The sequence below is a fragment of the Pseudomonas sp. AC016 genome, from assembly GCF_979253365.1.
The window spans coordinates 980,084-997,101 of sequence record NZ_CEEDCC010000001.1; the positions used below are offsets into that span (position 1 = coordinate 980,084).

16 protein-coding genes are annotated in these 17,018 nt (G+C 61.1%); 3 read left to right on the forward strand and 13 right to left on the reverse strand.

The features are described 5' to 3' along the window. Positions 1-336 precede the first annotated feature (336 nt). The 5 genes from greB to AC0IXS_RS04355 all read right to left on the reverse strand — a co-directional run bounded on the left by greB (position 337) and on the right by AC0IXS_RS04355 (position 3,804). Complete coding sequence (gene greB / locus AC0IXS_RS04335; protein WP_004887737.1) at positions 337-810, reverse strand: transcription elongation factor GreB; 474 nt, start codon at positions 808-810, stop codon at positions 337-339. Between the two features lie 47 nt (positions 811-857). Further along, the gene (locus tag AC0IXS_RS04340; protein WP_004887736.1) at positions 858-1,187 is read right to left on the reverse strand and encodes a hypothetical protein; all 330 of its coding nucleotides are present in this window, start codon (positions 1,185-1,187) and stop codon (positions 858-860) included. A gap of 80 nt (positions 1,188-1,267) precedes the next feature. Continuing rightward, complete coding sequence (locus AC0IXS_RS04345) at positions 1,268-1,576, reverse strand: hypothetical protein (protein WP_057408444.1); 309 nt, start codon at positions 1,574-1,576, stop codon at positions 1,268-1,270. A 244-nt stretch (positions 1,577-1,820) separates the two neighbouring features. Further along, entirely contained in the window at positions 1,821-2,255 is a 435-nt protein-coding gene (locus tag AC0IXS_RS04350) for a DoxX family protein (RefSeq protein WP_057408443.1), read from the reverse strand. A gap of 103 nt (positions 2,256-2,358) precedes the next feature. Next, on the reverse strand, positions 2,359-3,804 hold the full coding sequence (locus AC0IXS_RS04355) for an MltF family protein (protein WP_471823936.1): 1,446 nt from the start codon (positions 3,802-3,804) through the stop codon (positions 2,359-2,361). A gap of 174 nt (positions 3,805-3,978) precedes the next feature. Here AC0IXS_RS04355 and AC0IXS_RS04360 point away from each other — a divergent pair, with 174 nt between their 5' ends. The 3 genes from AC0IXS_RS04360 (at position 3,979) to AC0IXS_RS04370 (ending at position 6,684) form a co-directional block, all read left to right on the forward strand. Continuing rightward, positions 3,979-4,815, forward strand: a complete 837-nt coding sequence (locus tag AC0IXS_RS04360; protein ID WP_471823938.1) for a TatD family hydrolase — start codon at positions 3,979-3,981, stop codon at positions 4,813-4,815. An 84-nt stretch (positions 4,816-4,899) separates the two neighbouring features. After that, complete coding sequence (locus AC0IXS_RS04365; protein WP_471823940.1) at positions 4,900-6,204, forward strand: methyl-accepting chemotaxis protein; 1,305 nt, start codon at positions 4,900-4,902, stop codon at positions 6,202-6,204. Positions 6,205-6,321: 117 nt separating this feature from the next. Further along, a complete protein-coding gene (locus AC0IXS_RS04370; protein ID WP_057408439.1) occupies positions 6,322-6,684 on the forward strand; it encodes an Mpo1-like protein in 363 nt (120 codons plus the stop codon). 203 nt (positions 6,685-6,887) lie between these two features. Here the strand turns inward: AC0IXS_RS04370 and AC0IXS_RS04375 are convergent, their stop codons facing one another. The 8 genes from AC0IXS_RS04375 to AC0IXS_RS04410 all read right to left on the reverse strand — a co-directional run bounded on the left by AC0IXS_RS04375 (position 6,888) and on the right by AC0IXS_RS04410 (position 16,900). Next, on the reverse strand, positions 6,888-7,685 hold the full coding sequence (locus tag AC0IXS_RS04375; RefSeq protein WP_057408438.1) for an acyl-CoA thioesterase: 798 nt from the start codon (positions 7,683-7,685) through the stop codon (positions 6,888-6,890). A 135-nt stretch (positions 7,686-7,820) separates the two neighbouring features. Next, positions 7,821-8,582 (reverse strand): CHAD domain-containing protein, encoded by a 762-nt coding sequence (locus tag AC0IXS_RS04380; protein ID WP_057408437.1) that lies wholly within the window; start codon positions 8,580-8,582, stop codon positions 7,821-7,823. A 19-nt stretch (positions 8,583-8,601) separates the two neighbouring features. Next, positions 8,602-10,605 (reverse strand): transglutaminase TgpA family protein, encoded by a 2,004-nt coding sequence (locus AC0IXS_RS04385; protein WP_471823943.1) that lies wholly within the window; start codon positions 10,603-10,605, stop codon positions 8,602-8,604. Next, on the reverse strand, positions 10,602-11,558 hold the full coding sequence (locus tag AC0IXS_RS04390) for a DUF58 domain-containing protein (protein WP_122668886.1): 957 nt from the start codon (positions 11,556-11,558) through the stop codon (positions 10,602-10,604). The genes AC0IXS_RS04385 and AC0IXS_RS04390 overlap by 4 nt, the downstream gene beginning before the upstream one ends. Continuing rightward, on the reverse strand, positions 11,555-12,472 hold the full coding sequence (locus AC0IXS_RS04395; protein ID WP_004887712.1) for an AAA family ATPase: 918 nt from the start codon (positions 12,470-12,472) through the stop codon (positions 11,555-11,557). Before AC0IXS_RS04395 ends, AC0IXS_RS04390 begins: the two co-directional genes overlap by 4 nt. Positions 12,473-12,670: 198 nt before the next feature. Next, positions 12,671-12,949 carry a hypothetical protein gene (locus AC0IXS_RS04400; protein ID WP_024687857.1) on the reverse strand — a complete coding sequence of 93 codons (279 nt, stop codon included), beginning with the start codon at positions 12,947-12,949 and terminating at the stop codon, positions 12,671-12,673. 539 nt (positions 12,950-13,488) lie between these two features. Next, entirely contained in the window at positions 13,489-14,181 is a 693-nt protein-coding gene (locus tag AC0IXS_RS04405) for a response regulator (RefSeq protein ID WP_025993132.1), read from the reverse strand. Between the two features lie 55 nt (positions 14,182-14,236). Beyond that, positions 14,237-16,900, reverse strand: coding sequence for a sensor histidine kinase (locus AC0IXS_RS04410; RefSeq protein WP_122669174.1), 2,664 nt, complete (start codon positions 16,898-16,900; stop codon positions 14,237-14,239). Positions 16,901-17,018: the final 118 nt, after the last annotated feature.

Consider the following 17,018-nt stretch of genomic DNA (forward strand, 5'->3'; position numbering starts at 1 on the left):
CGTCTTCGACGTAGCGCTGTCGCGCAGCAAACTTGGTGGGAGCGGACTTGTCCGCGAATGCAGTATTTCAGCCACTGCATATGCGTCGGATGTACCGGCCTTTTCGCGGACAAACGGAACGCCGCCCGGTCCGCTCCCACAAAACCCAATTTCTTCAGTGACTTATGGGTTGTTTGATAAGAGGCGGCTTGCCGGCGACGGCGTCAATTCAGTCGCTGAAATAGCGCCTGAAAAACCCAATCGCCGGCAAGCCGCCTCCCACGAATTGTGTTTCTTCAGAAAGAGACGTGTTGCTTGAAAAGATCCCGCAGCGTCTTCGTGAGCGGGATGCTGTCCTCACTGCTCATAAACAATGCTGTTCACGAACCACAGCTTCTCGCCCTCGGGCGTGTTGACGATCACTTCGTCGCCCTCTTCCTTCTTCAAGAGGGCACGCGCCATCGGCGAGTCGATGGAGATATAGTCGTTGCGACCATAAATCTCGTCGTAGCCCACGATGCGAAATTTCTTCAGGTCGCCGTCTTCGTTCTCGATCTCCACCCAGGCACCGAAGAACACCCGCCCTTCCTGCTCGGGCGAGTACTGCACCACGCGCATGTCTTCCAGACGCTTGCGCAGGTAGCGCACGCGACGGTCGATTTCGCGCAGCAGCTTCTTGTTGTACTGATAGTCCGCATTTTCGCTGCGATCCCCCAGAGAGGCCGCCCAGGCCACCTTCTGGGTGATGTCCGGGCGATGTTCGCGCCAGAGATAGTCGAGTTCTTTTTTAAGGGCATCATGCCCCTGTTTGGTGATGATCTTTGTACTCAAGACGTTCCTCCATCAACACAAACATCAACGCGACAGGGGTCATGGCTTCATCGGCGCGCCACCTCGTGGCGGATGCAGCCGTCGTAATAAATCTGCCTGACGCTGTCGGGCTTGAGACGCGAGTCGCTGTCGTAAGTCTGCTCGGTAATACCCAGCGCCATCGGACGCATCCACTGTTTAGTGAATTTGCGCGCCTGAAGCTTCTGCCGCGCACCATAGCGGGTGACGCCTGAAAGCTTCGCCGCTTGCGCACCACTCGCAATGGTTGAACCCCAGCGACAGAGGTAACGTTCGCCTTCAGTAGCGTTTCGGGCCTGGGCAGACAATGCAACGCCCGACAGCGTCAGGCAAGCCAGAGCACAATAAACCAATCGCATGCAGACACCACACCTAATCCTTTGATAAGGCGGCGATTCTGCCTGTCGGGCGATTCGGTGGGGGCCAGCATAATGCCTTCTCAACCGAAGGTGATCAAACCCTGCCGGGCCACCCGGGTGAGGTCACGAATTACCTGCTTGACCTGCCCCGCGCCCGGAGACTGGATCACCGCCAGATCGAACTGATCGTTGGCGAAATGGCTGAGCGGCTGGTGAGCGTCGACAAACTGGATGAGAAAGGCACAGGAGCCGCCACGGCGACGCGGCCAGCCGTCCAGATAACGCAGCAGCGTCGGCTGATGGGAACCGGCGAGAAGGATTTTCGGATTCTTGCGCGTCAGCACAGTGCTGATAGGGGACAGACGAAGAAGCGGGCGCAGGTTGTTCATGGTTTTTTCTCTGCCTCAAAAGCTCCGCTGGGCAGCGGTGAGAGGCAACACCGAACCAACGTTTTAGCGGTATTTCGACAAGGTTCGAGCCTTGTCAGGCGCCCCGCAAGTAGTTGTTAAATCGGCGCTTGAGCACGCATCCTAGAGAAGCCCGCCCTTCATTGTCAATTACCTTGCCCTACAATCCTACTGAAACGCAAAAGGCCCACTTTCACGTGGGCCTTCAGTCTGGAAGTGGCAGAGGTTATCGCGCGATGAGGCGGTCCAGTGACAGCTTGCCTGCGCCTTCGATCAACACAGCCAGCGCGCCACCCAGCAAGGCGAGCGCATATTCAAAACCATTGTTGGCCATGAAGAAGCCGTTGCCGATGTGCACGGTGAAAATCGCCACCAGCAGCAACACGGTCACTAATGCCGCAGCCGGGCGGGCCAGCAGGCCGACCAGCAGACCCAGACCACCGAAGAACTCGGCACCGCCGGACAGCAGGGCCATCAAATAGCCGGGCGTCAGGCCCAGGCTTTCCATGTACTGCGCGGTGCCTTCCAGACCATAGCCACCAAACGCGCCGAACAGTTTCTGGCTGCCGTGGGCTATGAAAGCGATACCGACAATGACACGCAGGATGGTCAGGCCATAACCGGCGCGGGTGGTGAGTACGGATTTGATCAGGGTGTTCATGCGGGTGTGTTCCATCGTCGATTAAGTGGGAGTGGCGCCATCATAATCAAAATGACTCATGTTAAAACGGCAATAAATGGCACATACCTATCGAATTGTTCGATTAACGCCTGACCGTTGATTTCCCTGAGTCTTCCTTTTCCAGCGCATCCCGCTGACGGTCGAAGGCCAGGTAGTATTTGTTGACGCTGTTGACGAAGGCGACGACGTTGGCACCGCCCTGCTCCATCGCGATGCGCTCGGTCTGGAAAAACCATTGATTGGGATTGAGCCCGCGCTTGCGCGCCTCATCACGCATACTCTGGACTCGTTCCGGCCCCATGTTGTACGCGGCCATGGTAAACGCCATGCGCTCACGCTCGTTGACCCTGGGGCTAGAGAAATACTTGCGCTTGATCGAGGCCATGTAACGTGATCCGGCGCGAATATTGTCATCGGCATTCTGGATATTCGAGACACCGACGCTTTTGGCCGCCGAGGGCGTAATCTGCAGCAGCCCCGTCGCGCCACCACTGCCTTTCGCAGACGGGTCGAGCTTGGATTCCTTGAACGCCAGCGCAGCCAGGTCGAGCCAGTCCATGCCCTGCGCATCGGCATGGCGTTGCAGCATGGGGCGCAACTGTTCGAGGCGCTGAATGTTACCGCGCACCAGCGGGTTATTGACCCGGTACATGTTCTTGTAAGCCTTTTCAAAGGCCACATCCTGACGGTTGGACGGTTTGTAGTCCTTGAGGAAGTCATCGATGCTGGCGCGCAGCATGGTGGCGTTGTCGCGCACGAACCAGCTCACATCGCCGTGGGTTTTCAGGGAAAGCCCACGATCCAGACGCAGTTTGGGCATGACCCCGGCCCAGCGCTCGGCAATCGGCTGCTCGACCAGCGTCATCGGGTAGATGCCAGCCTGGACCATCTCCAGCACATCTTCCACGGCCAGGCTGGGATCAACCCATTCGATCTTCACCGGCGGCAGTTTGCGCAGCTCCAGTTGTCGATTGACCTGATGCAGGGCTTCGTCTGCAGCGCTGCCGGTGGCCAGGCTCAGGGTCCGACCGGACAATTGCTCCACGCGCCGCAGGCTGCGATCACCGCGCAGGCCAACGAGCACCAGCGGCACGTCATGAATGATAGGGGTGCTGGCCTGAACGCCCTTGGCATCGCTCACATCCAGCAGCTCGCCGGGAGCGATCAGATCACCTTCGCCGCGCTGCAGAGCGCTGAGCAGTTGATTCTTGGCTTTGGGGATGACCTTGAACGTGACCTTCTGCCCGTCGCGGGCGTGGCTGTTGAGGTAGCGCTCGAACGCTTCCAGCCGGTGATACTCGACGCCGATTTCCTGCCCCTTCACATCGCCGGAACTGTTCCGGCTCTGATTGACCAGCACCCGAAGCACCTTGCTGCTGCGAATCGCGGCCAGATCACGCACGGGCGGCGCGTGCGGTGCAGCGACCACAGGCCCGGCAGACGTGACCGGACGTGCAGACACTTCACCCGAGAAGGTCGTCAGAAGCGGCAGAAGGCAGGCAATGGACACAAGCGCGGATCGGATCATTCATTCCCCAGTGGCATCGCCGTAACAGGAAAAAGGAACTCTGGAAGTCACGCAGCAGCATCAACATTGAAGAAAAGCATCGAGTCCTTGAGCTCAACCGTTTGAATAGCCAGCGTTTTCTTGTTTTTACCGAAGCTCTGATATGCTCGGCAGCCTTGCGCTGGAGGTAGCACCATGCAACTCATCGACATTGGCGTCAATCTGACTAACGCCAGCTTCGCTTCGCAGCGACAGGCGGTACTCGACCGTGCCTACGCTGCAGGCGTTGATCAACTCGTGGTGACAGGCACCAGCGTCGAAGGCAGCGAAGAAGCCTTGCAGCTGTGTCTGGAACTGGACGACAGTGCGCAGCGACTGTTCTGCACGGCAGGCATACACCCTCACTCGGCGAGCGATTGGACCGGCGACACCGAGAAACAGTTGCATGCCCTGCTCAAGGAAAACCGCGTGCGTGCCGTCGGTGAATGCGGGCTGGATTTCAATCGCGACTTCTCCCCTCGCCCGCAGCAGGAGAAAGTGCTGGAAGCGCACCTGGCCATGGCCGTGGAACTGCAACTGCCGGTGTTCCTGCACGAGCGCGACGCCAATCAGCGAATGCTGGAAATCCTGCGCGATTACCGCGACCGTTTACCTGCGGTGGTGGTGCATTGCTTCACTGGCGAGCGGGCTGCGCTGTTCAGCTATCTGGACCTGGATCTGCACATCGGTATCACTGGCTGGATCTGCGACGAGCGCCGTGGCACCCATCTGCACCCGCTGGTGGGTAACATTCCCCGCGGCCGACTGATGCTGGAAAGCGACGCGCCTTATCTGCTGCCTCGCAGCCTGAGACCCAAACCGAAAAACGGCCGCAACGAACCCGCCTATCTGCCCGAAGTGCTGCGTGAAGTGGCGCTGCATCGAGGCGAGTCCGAGGAGGATCTGGCGCGTCACAGCACAGCGTGTGCCCGTGAGTTCTTTGGCTTGCCAGTCGTGGAACAGGCCGCCGACGAAAATCCGCAGCTTTCTTGATCCGCGTCAAAGGTCGCTTTGATGACCGGAATACAGTGATAGCACCTTGCTGCTATTTCTACCGATCATCGAAGAAGACCCCTCATGCGCTCATGGCTTGGCAACCTGTCACTCAAGTACAAATTCTGGGCGGTGAACGCGGTCGCGTTCATCACCACCCTGCTGCTGGTGCTGTACGCCGTTCATCTGGAGCAGCAGTCGAGTCAGGAATCGGCGCACAACGCAGCCCAACTGATCGCCCAATGGCCCGCTACCCAACCACTGCCTGCCAGCGGCGCAGCGCTCATCCATGCGCCGACCTTTACCGATGTACTTGAACAGCATTTTGCTCACTACGCCCTGGCCGTGTTTGTCTTGATGATTGTGATGCTGGGCGCTTCGCAGTTACTGATCCGTTTTCTGCTCAGCCAGCTCAACACGCTGAAAGACGTCATGCTGCATGTCGAACAGAGCGGTGACCTTTCGGCACGCGTGCCCAACCGCAGTGACGACGAAGTCGGGCAGATGGCCAAGGCGTTCAATGCGTTGCAGGCCGGGTATCAGCGTGTGGTTGCCACAGTGTCGCAGACCGCCATCCGGCTCGATCAGGGAGCTGCGCACCTGGCGTCCGGCATGACCGAGGTGCGTCACGGCATGCTGGGCCAGCAGAGCGAAACCGATCAGGTCGCCACGGCCATCAACGAGATGACCGCCACCGTGCACCACATCGCTCAGCACGCCACCACCACGCGTGATCAGTCACAGACCGCCGATGCGCTGGCAGGCAGCGGCAAGGCGGTGGTGGACCGGGTGCAGGTATCGATTGCCGGGCTGTCCAGCGGCGTGCAGCAGACCGCCGAAATGATCCAGCGCATGGCCGCCGACAGCCAGAAGATTAATGGCGTGGTCAATGTGATCCATAGCATTGCCGAGCAGACCAACCTGCTGGCGCTCAACGCCGCGATTGAAGCGGCGCGGGCCGGTGAGATGGGACGCGGCTTTGCCGTGGTCGCTGACGAAGTTCGCAACCTTGCCAAGCGTGTACAGACGTCCACCGACGAAATCACCACCATGGTTTCAGCCCTGCAAAGCGGTACACGCGACGCGGTGGATTTCATGCAGGACAGCTCGTACAAGGCTGATGAATGCGTGCAGCAGGCTCGTGAAGCGGGTGAAGCGTTGGCGGCGATTGCGGGTGCCGTGGCGCAGATGCGTGAAAGCAATACGCAGATCGCAGTGGCCGCTCAGCAACAGAGTCAGGTTGCAGAAGAGATGAACCGGGCGGTGGTGAGCATTCGCGACGTGACTGAACGCACCGTGACCCAGACCGTGGACTCGGCCAATACCAGTGACGAACTCGCGATACTGGCGGGCGAACTGAACACCGCCATCGGCCAGCTCAAGCTGTAAGCGGTTGTCTGTAAACGCTATCACACCGATAGTCAGGCTTGACTCGCGGCCTGTCGGGGTCGGACCTATTCTTCATGCATTGAAACATGCGTTGAATGCATTGAAGAGGACAGCAGTATGGGCAAGCGACTTCCCAATTTACACACATGGCAGTGGCGCGGTTACGCAGACAATCATCGGCATCCGGCGAATCTGGTGTTGCACCTGATAGCCGTCCCCCTGTTCATCCTGGCAGCGCTGTTGATCGTTGACGGGCTGTTTTCACTCAGCATTTCATCGATTGCCATCGGCGTGATCGGACTGATTGCGGCGCTGGCTTTTCAGCGTCACGGCCACACGCTGGAACAGCAGTCACCTGAACCGTTCAGTGATCGCAGCGACGCGGTCAAACGCCTGCTGGTCGAGCAATTCGTGACCTTCCCGCGCTTCGTGCTCAGTGGTGCATGGTGGCGGGCCTGGAAGGAGCGGCATCGGCGCTAGGCTGAAAGCGCTTTGACACAGCGATGTCGCGCAGCAAACACAGACCATAGGAGCGCGCTTGCCGGCGACAGGATCTTACAGACAGTAAGTCAGCGACTGAACTGGCGCCATCGCGGGCAAGCGCGCTCCTACAAAAATCGCTTTTCTTCAGTAAGTTACAGGTTTCTTGATAACAGACGGCCTGCATCGTCTGACCCTGCCAGTCAGCCAAACACCGTCACCGTCTGACGGCTGATCGCGATCAACTCACCCTCAGGTGTCCACATCGCGGCAGCGGTGTGCCCGTAGCCGTCACGCGCATGTTCGATCACCGCGCGGTAGCTGCACCACTGCAAGGTGTCGAGCGCTGGCTGTGGCTGCACGAACTCGATGGTCCAGGTCAGCGAGCTGCCGGGCGCAGGTCTGTTCAGGTGCGGCAGTACCGCAGGCGGCCAGGTATCGACCAGCGCCAAAATATGCGCTTCGGTCATCGGCTCCGATTGCGAGGTGTCCCTGAAGCGTGCGTAACCGCCAACGGCGGGTGACGGCGTGTTGCTGAACGGCAGACCACCCAGCGCCCAGCGAATCTCCATGAAGCGCAGATACTCCGGCATGATGCCGCTGACAAAGGGCAGCTCGGGGCATGCGTCGACCGGTTTGAGGTCGGGCGCAGCGTCTGCCTTGACCGAGATCATCGACTCCCGTGAAGCACCGAAACTGCCTTGCATCAACGTCATCACCTGACCGTTCTGTACAGCGCGACCGAGCACCTGACTCACCGCCTTGCCGTGACGCAGGATTTCGACTTCGAACGAGATCGGCACGCCAGGCTCTGCAGGACCGACAAAGGTGATGGCCAGTGAACGCACCGGTCGCCCTTCCGGCACCTGGGCGCGCATGGCCTCGTAGTTCAACGCCGCCATGAGACCGCCAAAGCAGGCCCGGCCCTGGGACCATTCGGCAGGAATGGTGACGGAACCGGGGTTGTCACGTACTGAGGCGATCAATTCGGAGAAGGTCATGGGCGTCCCTGCGGGATTCGATGTGAGTAGGGATGATGGTACTCATCCCCTCCCTCACTGACATGCTACATATCGGCCATTATTGCGGCCTGAATGACCTGCTTGCCGTAGGAAAAGACTTCACAAAGCCAGCGTTCAGAAACAGGCTTTCGCCAGACGCTTCAGCGATGCCTCGGCCTTGCGTTCGGCACGCACGATCCCGATCTGCCAACCGGCAATGCACGGCGCCAGATCAGGTTGTTCGCCAGCCTGCGCGAGCCATTGCAGATGGTCATGCCAGTCACCCAGTTCGCTCTGTGCCGACTTGAGACGCGACTGCATGTTCTTGGGTTGATGGCTCAGTTCCGGGTACGCTTCGGCGGCGTAACGCACACGCTTGATCAACAGGCGCAGGTCGTGGCGATCATGATCGGGCTCGGCAATCGCCGTGCGCAGTTTGCGCCACTGTTTGTCCATGCGTTTCTCGATGGTCTTGCGCAGACCGCGTAACAGGCCCTGGCGTTGCTGCATGCGCAACATCGTCGGAAACTGGTCGATCAAGGTCAGCAGCCGGGTCAATTCGCTGGACTTCGCCACACGCGGGCAGGCGCTGCTCAGATGATCGTGACGTTTACGGGCGGCGTCGCTGAGGCCCTGCTTGTCGAGGAATGCAGCCAGGACCTGCATGTCACGCAACGGCGTGGTCAACTGGCCCACTGCCTTGGCGGCTTCTTCCAGCTGCGTAACCCCGGAAAACTCGCGCAGCGGCCTCAACACACTCCGAAGACGGCGCACGGTGGTGCGCAGATCATGCAGCGCTTCACTGTCGGTCGAGACGGCCAGGCGTGCCTGACAGGCAAGCAGTTTGACGTCCAGCGCCAGAATTTCAGCGACCAGATGATCCACCATTGAAGACATGCAATTCCCCCTTAAAAATTCAAGAATGACTGTTTCGGGACGACGAGAATCGCCACTGCAAACGACGACGCAAAGCTCTGAGACGGCTTCGCAAATGGCTTGCAGAACCCGAATGTCCAGCATAGCGCTGCGCCTGGAACTCATCGATGAAGGCGCCGATGGCCTCGGCGTGCTGCGGCAGAAACAGCGCCGCACGCGCACCGAACGCCTCGGCACCTTCGCCCGGCATACGACGCAGACCATGGCGAGCCAGCAAGCGTTCAAAGGCATTGAACAATCGCAGCTGCGAATCGCTTTCCCGCTGCCACGGTTTGAACAGCCACAAGGCAACCAGCCCCAGAGAAAGCGCGATCCCGGCGACGAACACCGGTGCCTGGAAACCCGAGAACCAGCGGCTCAGTACCTGCAACTGCTGCTGGCCCTGATAACCCAGCACCCAGCGTTGCCAGCCGTAATTGAGGTTGTCCCAGCTCAGGCGCATGGCGTTGATCCAGGGGACGTGTCGATAGCGCAGTGCAGACATGGGCGAGTCCTGAAGAAAGTCCTCATCAGCGGCCAGCGCCTGCTCCAGTCCCTGCTCGATGCGCTGCGGGGCGACCGCAGCGGTCGGATCGACACTGCGCCAGCCAACGTCCGGCTGCCAGTATTCGACCCAGGCATGCGCGTCGAACTGGCGCACGGTCAGGTACTGCCCCTCGGGATTGAGTTCGCCGCCCTGATACCCCGCCACCACGCGCGCGGGAATCCCGGCTGAACGCAGCACGAAGGTCATCGCCCCGGCGTAATGAGCGCAAAAGCCCCGGCGGCTGGCAAACAGGAATTCGTCGATGCTGTCGTTGCCCAGCGAATCGGGCTTGAGGGTGTAGTGAAACGGCTGGTCGGCAAAGTACCTCAGCATGGCCTGTACCCGCTCATCGGGCCTGGCGTAACGACGTCGCAGCTCTTCGGCCCATTGCCTGGCCTGCGGGTTGCCTTTGGCAGGCAGTTGCAGGTCCTGGCGCTGAATCTGCTCGCTGAGCTGCGAATCGCGCACGCTGTCCGGCCATGAAGTGACGCTGTACAACAACGACTGCTCGACCGGGCGCCTGCGCTGCAAACGAAAGTCACTCATCTGGCGCACGTCAGGCAGCGGGGTTTCGCCAATGTCCAGACTAGGCAGCCAGGGCCGGCCGCTGGCCTCCATGACGACGCTGTAGGCCACCGGTTCACCGCGCTTCAGCCATTGCGGCACCTGCACGGTCTGGGCGCGTGCCGACTGTGACCAGCGTCGGCCGTCGAACTGCTCCAATGTCAGACCGCGCCAGTACAGTTGATTTCGCGCAGGGATAGGCCCTTCGAAACTGGCGCGAAACACCAGCGCAGGCGAGCGGCTCAGCTCGGCCATGTCGCCGGGAGCCATGTTGTCGGAAAGCCCGGTCACCCCTTTGTTGCTGGGCTGCGGCAGCGACCAGAGCGGATCCAGACGTGGAAAGAACAGAAACAACAGAATCATCAGCGGCACGGCTTGCGCCATCAGCTTGAACGCCAGCTTCAGGGTGCCCGAAGGCTTGCTCGCCAGATCCGATTGCTGCAGGCCGATCAGGGCCGCCAGCAGCGCACCGATCGGCAGCAGGCTGAACAGCGCCCACAGCAGGTTATCTTCGAACAGATAGCCAACCGCCACGCAGAAGAAACCGAGAAAGATCAGTACGCGCGCATCGCGGTGCGTATTCATTTCCAGCATCTTCAGCACAAATGCCGCCACCAGCAGCGCCGCGCCTGCATCCAGCCCCACCAGACTGCCACGCGCCAGATACACCCCTCCAGCTGTGCCGACCAGCAATCCTGACTTGACCCAGGTGCCCGGCAAACGCACGCGCATGCGAAACGCCTGGACCCGCCAGAGGCTGCAGCCCAGCCACAGCACCATGATCGAAGCCGGTACGTGCAGTGCAAACGGCACCACGACCAGGGCCTGCGCCAGCAACAGCCAAGTCAGGCTGACCCGGGGAATCGGCTGGCTCACCACCGTTTTGGCCGTCATGGCCGTTGCCCGTACAAGGCCAGCGCACGCAGGCAGGCTTCCCGATGCGCATCGCCGACGTCCACGCCGGACAAAAAGCCTGGCAGGCGCAACGCAAACGGCTGGCGACGCTCAGAGAGTTCCAGCACCCAGTAACACAGGCGCGACAGACGCTCTTCGATATTGCCGCCCAACGCCAGAAAATCCAGACACAGCTCATGCCCGCTCAGATCAGTGAACTCCTTGACCAGCAGGCCCTGCCCTCGCGAATAGGCTTTCCAGTGCAGCCGTCCACGATTGTCGCCCGGCTGATAGCTGCGCAACCCCTGATAGTCATCCACGCCTGCGCCCTGAGTCGCGTGGCCGTCATCTTCTGCATGGGGCTGCACGCCATTCAGCAACGGCATGGTGCCAGCCAACGGACGCGGATAGATGAGTGCCGTCTGCTCCAGATCCAGCCAGGTCCAGGCACGAAAGACACCCAGCGGAAACACACTTTCCACCCGCAGCCGAGGCGCACGCAGCCAGCCTCGACGCTCAGCAGACAGTGTCAACTCGACCTCGCTCAGCCCCTGGGCGCTGACGTCGCCATGTTGCAGACTGCCCGCCTCCCAGCCCAGCCCAAGCGCCTGATGGGCATGACTGGCGCTTTCAAGGCGCAGACGCAACTGCACGGCCTCGCCGACAAACACCGAGCGGGCCGGTCCGGCACTGAGGATCAGCCCGCTCAGGTTGCGGTAGGTATGCAGAATCGCCAGCACTCCGACCGACAACAGCAGGAAGGTCAGGCCGTAAGCCAGGCTGTTCTGATAGTTGATTGCAACAAGCAGCATCAGGACCAGCACGACCATGAAGGTCACGCCCGTGCGCGTCGGCAGGATGAAGATGCGTCGATGATCGAGCACGATGCGCGACGCCGCAGGAATGCGTCTCGCCAGCCAGCGTTGCCAGAACGGTTTGAGCGGCGGAATCAAAGCACCGGCACCTCACGCAACAGCCATTGCACCAGTGCCCCGCCACCATGACCGGTCGGATCGGTGCGTTCACGCAGGCGATGCCCCACCACCGACGGCAGCACTGACTGCACGTCCTCCGGGATCACATAATCACGGCCCGTCAACATGGCCCAGGCGCGCGCCGCCGCCAGAATCGCCAGACTGGCGCGTGGCGACAGGCCGTAAGCGAACTGCGGCTGACTGCGGGTCGCATCCACCAGACGCAGCACATAATCGACCAGCGCATCGCTGGCGCGAACCTGACGCGCTTCGGCCTGCAACTGACCGAGCATGGCGTGATCCAGTATCGGTTGCAGGCGCGGCAACAGCTCACGGCGCGACTCGCCCAGCAGCAACGCCTTCTCGGCAGCACGGGCCGGATAGCCCATGGAAATACGCATCAGGAACCGGTCCAGCTGCGACTCGGGCAAGGCGAACGTGCCGCCGGAGCTGAACGGGTTCTGGGTGGCGATCACGAAAAACGGATCCGGCAACAGGCGGGTCGCCCCTTCGATGGACACCTGCCCTTCTTCCATCGCCTCCAGCAGCGCGCTCTGGCTCTTGGGCGTGGCGCGGTTGATTTCGTCTGCCAGCACCAGCTCGGCGAAGATCGGTCCCGGATGGAAGGTGAATTGTCCAGTGTCGCGATCAAACACCGAGGTGCCAAGAATATCGCCCGGCAGCAGGTCGGACGTGAACTGGATGCGCTGATAGCTCAGGCCCAGAATCTTGGCCAGTGCGTGGCTGAGTGTGGTTTTGCCCATGCCGGGCAAGTCTTCGATCAGCAGATGTCCGCCGCCAATCAGGCAGGTCATCGCCAGACGCACCTGTGCTTCCTTGCCCAGCACCACTTCATTGATGGCGCTCAGGCATGCATCGAGTCTTTTGCCCATTGATACGCCTCCCCGGCAACTGCTTTATGGCTGGTCACACATGACCAAGGATGCCAAACGTATGATCACTTTACGGTTAGCGTAGGCCGTTTCACCAGAGGGGGTAGAGATTTGCTGAAGAGCGAATAGGGATTTGCTCAGGAGGGGCTGAAACGAGGGCGGGCAAGCACACGTGATGTGCCTGCCCGTGGGGAACGATCAACGACCGGCGCGCGACTCACGAATGTAGAAACGGGCCTTTTCGGACTTCTCGGTGCAACCTTCAAATGCTTCGAATTGCTGCTGGGTCTTGGCGCCTGTCAACAGCGAGAGGGCCTTGGAGTAACTGACGGTTCCGGCAAAGCCTTCGGCCTTGGCCAGATCAAGCTCATGCCAGGCCGCATCGAGTTGCGTGGCACAGCTGTCCCGATACCCGGTCTTGCCAGCACAACCTGCAAGAACCACGATGAACAATGGCAGACAGATCCAGGCTTTCATGGGGTGTTACCTCAAGTAGAAATAGAATTGTGCGGCTTTGACGGCGATATTGGCTGAAAGTGCCGTCATGCGCGGGCTCAAGGGTAACTGTTTTCGTTTGAGTGCGTGGGTTCATCGCACATTGGCGTTCAGTGGGAGGCGGCTTGCCGGCGATAGCGTCAGTTCAGTTACTGATAGGTCGCTTCAGAAAAAGCATCGCCGGCAAGCCGCCTCCCACAGTCCGTGGTCGCAGCAAGACTCGGGTATAACGCTGAGCACAAGCATGGGCATGATCGGCGTGCTTGAGATCACGCTGATCGTTCCTACGCTCCGCGTGGGAATGCCGCTCAGGACGCTCCGCGTCCGCTCTTGAATGTGGCGCACATGCGTGGCCAAGCTCCAGCGTTATCCACGTCATGCGCTCGGCTCACTGAGTCCGCAGTCTGTGCAATTTGTGACGCGGAGCGTCACGGGAGGCATGCCCACGCGGAGCGATGGGCACGATCAGTGTTGAGGCGGATTTGATGTGGCGCTCTGCGGCACGTTTGCGGGCACTGCGCTCAATCCCTGGCCAGCAACCGGTACCCCACGCCCGCCTCGGTCAGGATGAACCTGGGCGCTGTCGGGTCGTCGCCCAGTTTCTGACGCAGGTGCCCCACCACAATGCGCAGGTAGTGGCTGTCTTCGGTATGGGTCGGTCCCCAGATGTCCTTGAGCAGTTGCTGCTGGGTGATGACGCGTCCTGGGTGGCGCGCCAGTTGCGCGAGCACTGCGTATTCCTTGCGGGTCAGTGCGACTTCAATGCCGTCCAGCAGTACACGGCGGTACGCCAGGTCCACCGTCAGCGGACCGAAGGTCAGTGCGGCTTCGGGTTTTTCAGTGCCGGAGGACTGACGCAACAATGACCTGACTCTGGCCAGAAACTCCTGAATGCCGAACGGCTTGGTCACGTAATCGTTGGCGCCTGCGTCCAGCGCCTGGACCTTCTGCGCTTCGCTGGCGCGCACCGACAGCACCAGGACTGGCACTGCCGACCATTCCCGAAACTCGCTCAGCACCTGCTGACCATCCATGTCCGGCAAGCCCAGGTCGAGCACCAACAGATCGGGTTTGTTCAGTGCCGCCTGAGTCAGGCCCTCCGCGCCAGTGGCAGCCTCCAGCACCTTGTAGCCCTGGGATACGAGGCTGATGCGCAGGAATTTACGTATCTGCGGCTCGTCGTCGATCACCAGAATGGTTGCCGTCTGACTCATCGGTGCGCTGCCGTTTCAATACAGGAAGTGAACACAAGCGTAACCCGGGATCGACTCAAGCCGGTTCCTCCGTTTCAGCGTCGGGCTGAGCCTGCAACGGCAGGAACAGGGTAATGCGCGTACCCAGACCGTCAATGCCTTCGCCGACGCTCAAACGGCCGCCATGCGCACCGACCATGCCCTGACAGATTGCGAGACCAAGGCCCGTGCCCTGCCCGCCCCGGTCGCCGCGTGCGGCGGTGTAGAACATGTCGAAAATCTTCGCGCGCTCCTCTTCGGGAATACCCGGCCCTTCATCGCTGACCGAGAAAAACAGTTCGCTGTCGATAACGCCCGCCGCTACTTGCAGACGTCCTTCCGGCGGCGAAAATCGTGCAGCGTTTTCCAGCACGTTGACCAGCGCCTGCTCGATCAGCGCAGCATGCACGTACAGCAGCGGCAACGCTTCGGCGACCTGGGTACTGACCTGCAACGGCGTCATCACTGCACGCAGGCGGTTGAGCGCGCTGCCGACGATGTCGGCGGGCGAGACCCAGTCGCGGGCCAGTTTCAAGGCGCCGTGACCGAGCCGGGTCATGTCCAGCAGGTTCTGGATATAACGATCCAGACGCTCGGCTTCGTCGCGTGTGCCTTCCAGCAGCTCACGGCGATCCTCCAGCGGAATGGCCTCGCCCAGCGCCAGCAGACTGTCGATGCTGCCGCGCATGGAGGTCAGTGGCGTGCGCAGGTCATGGGAGACGGACGCCAGCAAGGCGCTGCGCAATTGTTCGGTTTCACCGTGCAGGCGAGCCGCTTCCAGCTCTTCGGCCAATTGGGCACGTGCGAGGGCTTGAGCCAGGGGTTGAGTCAGCGCCGCCAGCAGGCGCCGGTGCTGCGCCGTGAACGACTGACCCTTGCGTGCCGTGACGCCGAGCAGCGCCAACGGCCCCTCTTCGGCGGTGATCGGCCACCACCACCATTGCCCCGATGGCAAGGTGCCGGTGCCGCTGCCAGCGGGCTGCTCATGTTGCCAGGCCCAGTCGGCTGCAGCGCGCTCGGCTTCGGTGAAAGTCAGTGGCCCGCCCGTCTCGACAGTCCAGCCGCCCTGCTTGTCGCGATCCAGCAGACAAAGCTTCAATTCCTTCCAGCCACTGAAGTGCTGTTCAGCGGCATGAAACACGGCCTTGCTGTCGGCGGCGGCGGTCATCTTGCGTGACAGGTCCAGCAACTCGCTGGTCTGTTCCTGCGTATCGCGCAACGCCTGCAACTGCCGACGCTGACGTGCCGCCAGCTTGCCGGTGAGCGCCGACATCAGCAGAAAGAACATCAGAGTCAATACGTCTTCGTCGCGCTGGATGCTCAGCGAGAAACTGGGCGGGATGAACAGAAAGTCGTAAGCCAGAAACGACAGTCCGGCACACGCCAGCGCTGGCCCCATGCTGCTGCGCACCGCCACCAGCAGCACGGCTGCGAGAAAGATAAGAGAGATGTTGGGCAACGCCAGCACGCCTGAAACGCCCCACGCCACCAGACTGGCCAGCACCGTTGCGATCAGCGCCAGCCCGTAGTCGAACCACACCACATCGCGAAGCGGCCGGGCGCGTGGCGGCTGGTCGGGCTGCTGCTCGCTGTCGTCGAGCACACAGACTTCCAGCCCGTGTCCTTCACGCAGCAGCCTTGCGGCCACACCGCCGCCGAAAATACGCCGATGCCAGTGTCGATGCGACTGGCCGACCAGCACCACATTGGCACGACGCTCCACCGCATGCTGAATCAGGGTTCGGGCCACCTCTCCGGCGCGCAGGGACACCACTTCGCCGCCCAGTCGCTCGGCCAATTGCTGGGCACCTTGCAACCGCGCCCGGGACTGTTCGTCCAGCGTCTGCCCGTCGTCGACATGCACGGCGCTCCACGGCAGATGACGACGCTGGGCGACCCGGCTGGCATGACGCACAAGGCGCTCGGCCTGAGTATCGCCGTCAATTCCCACCAGCAAACGACCGCGCACTGCCGGAGCAGCCTGCCCCAATTGCCGATAACCCTGCGCCAGATCGTTGTCGACCTGGGTCGCCGCGGTCTGCATGGCCAGTTCGCGCAGAGCACTCAGGTTGGTCGGGGTGAAGAAGGCGTCGATGGCCGCACGCGCCTGTTCCGGTACGTAGACCTTGCCCTCGCGCAACCGCTCCAGCAGTTCGCGGGGCGGCAGGTCGATCAGGATCAGGTCGAAGGCTTCCTGCAACACCCAGTCCGGCAGCGTTTCGCGGACCTGTACACCGGTGATGCCACGCACCTGGTCATTCAGACTTTCCAGGTGCTGAACGTTGACCGTGGTGTAAACGTCGATGCCCGCAGCCAGCAACTCCTGAATGTCCTGCCAGCGCTTGGCGTGACGACTGCCTGGCGCATTGCTGTGCGCCAGTTCATCGACCAGTACCAGACTCGGCGCGGCCTTGAGCAAGGCGTCCAGGTCCATTTCTTCCAGGGTCATGCCGCGGTATTCGCTGCGCAGCAGCGGCTGTTGCGGCAGGCCGTTGAGCAGGGCTTCGGTTTCCGCACGCCCGTGGGTCTCCACGATGCCTGCCATGACATTAACGCCCTGACGCAGCTGTTTGTGAGCGGCCTGCAGCATGGCGTAGGTTTTACCCACGCCCGGCGCTGCCCCCAGAAAAACCTTCAGCCGCCCTCGGCCGTCGCGGGGCAATTGAGCCAGTAATGCGTCTGCTCGACCGGAATCACTCACGTTGGGTATCACTCTCTTTCGGTGTGGCCTGGGCGCCGTTGAATATCAAGGCAGCCGGAAGAACGCATTTTTCTGAAACAGCGTTGTCTCGCATCGAACACCGGACTGTGGGAAGCGC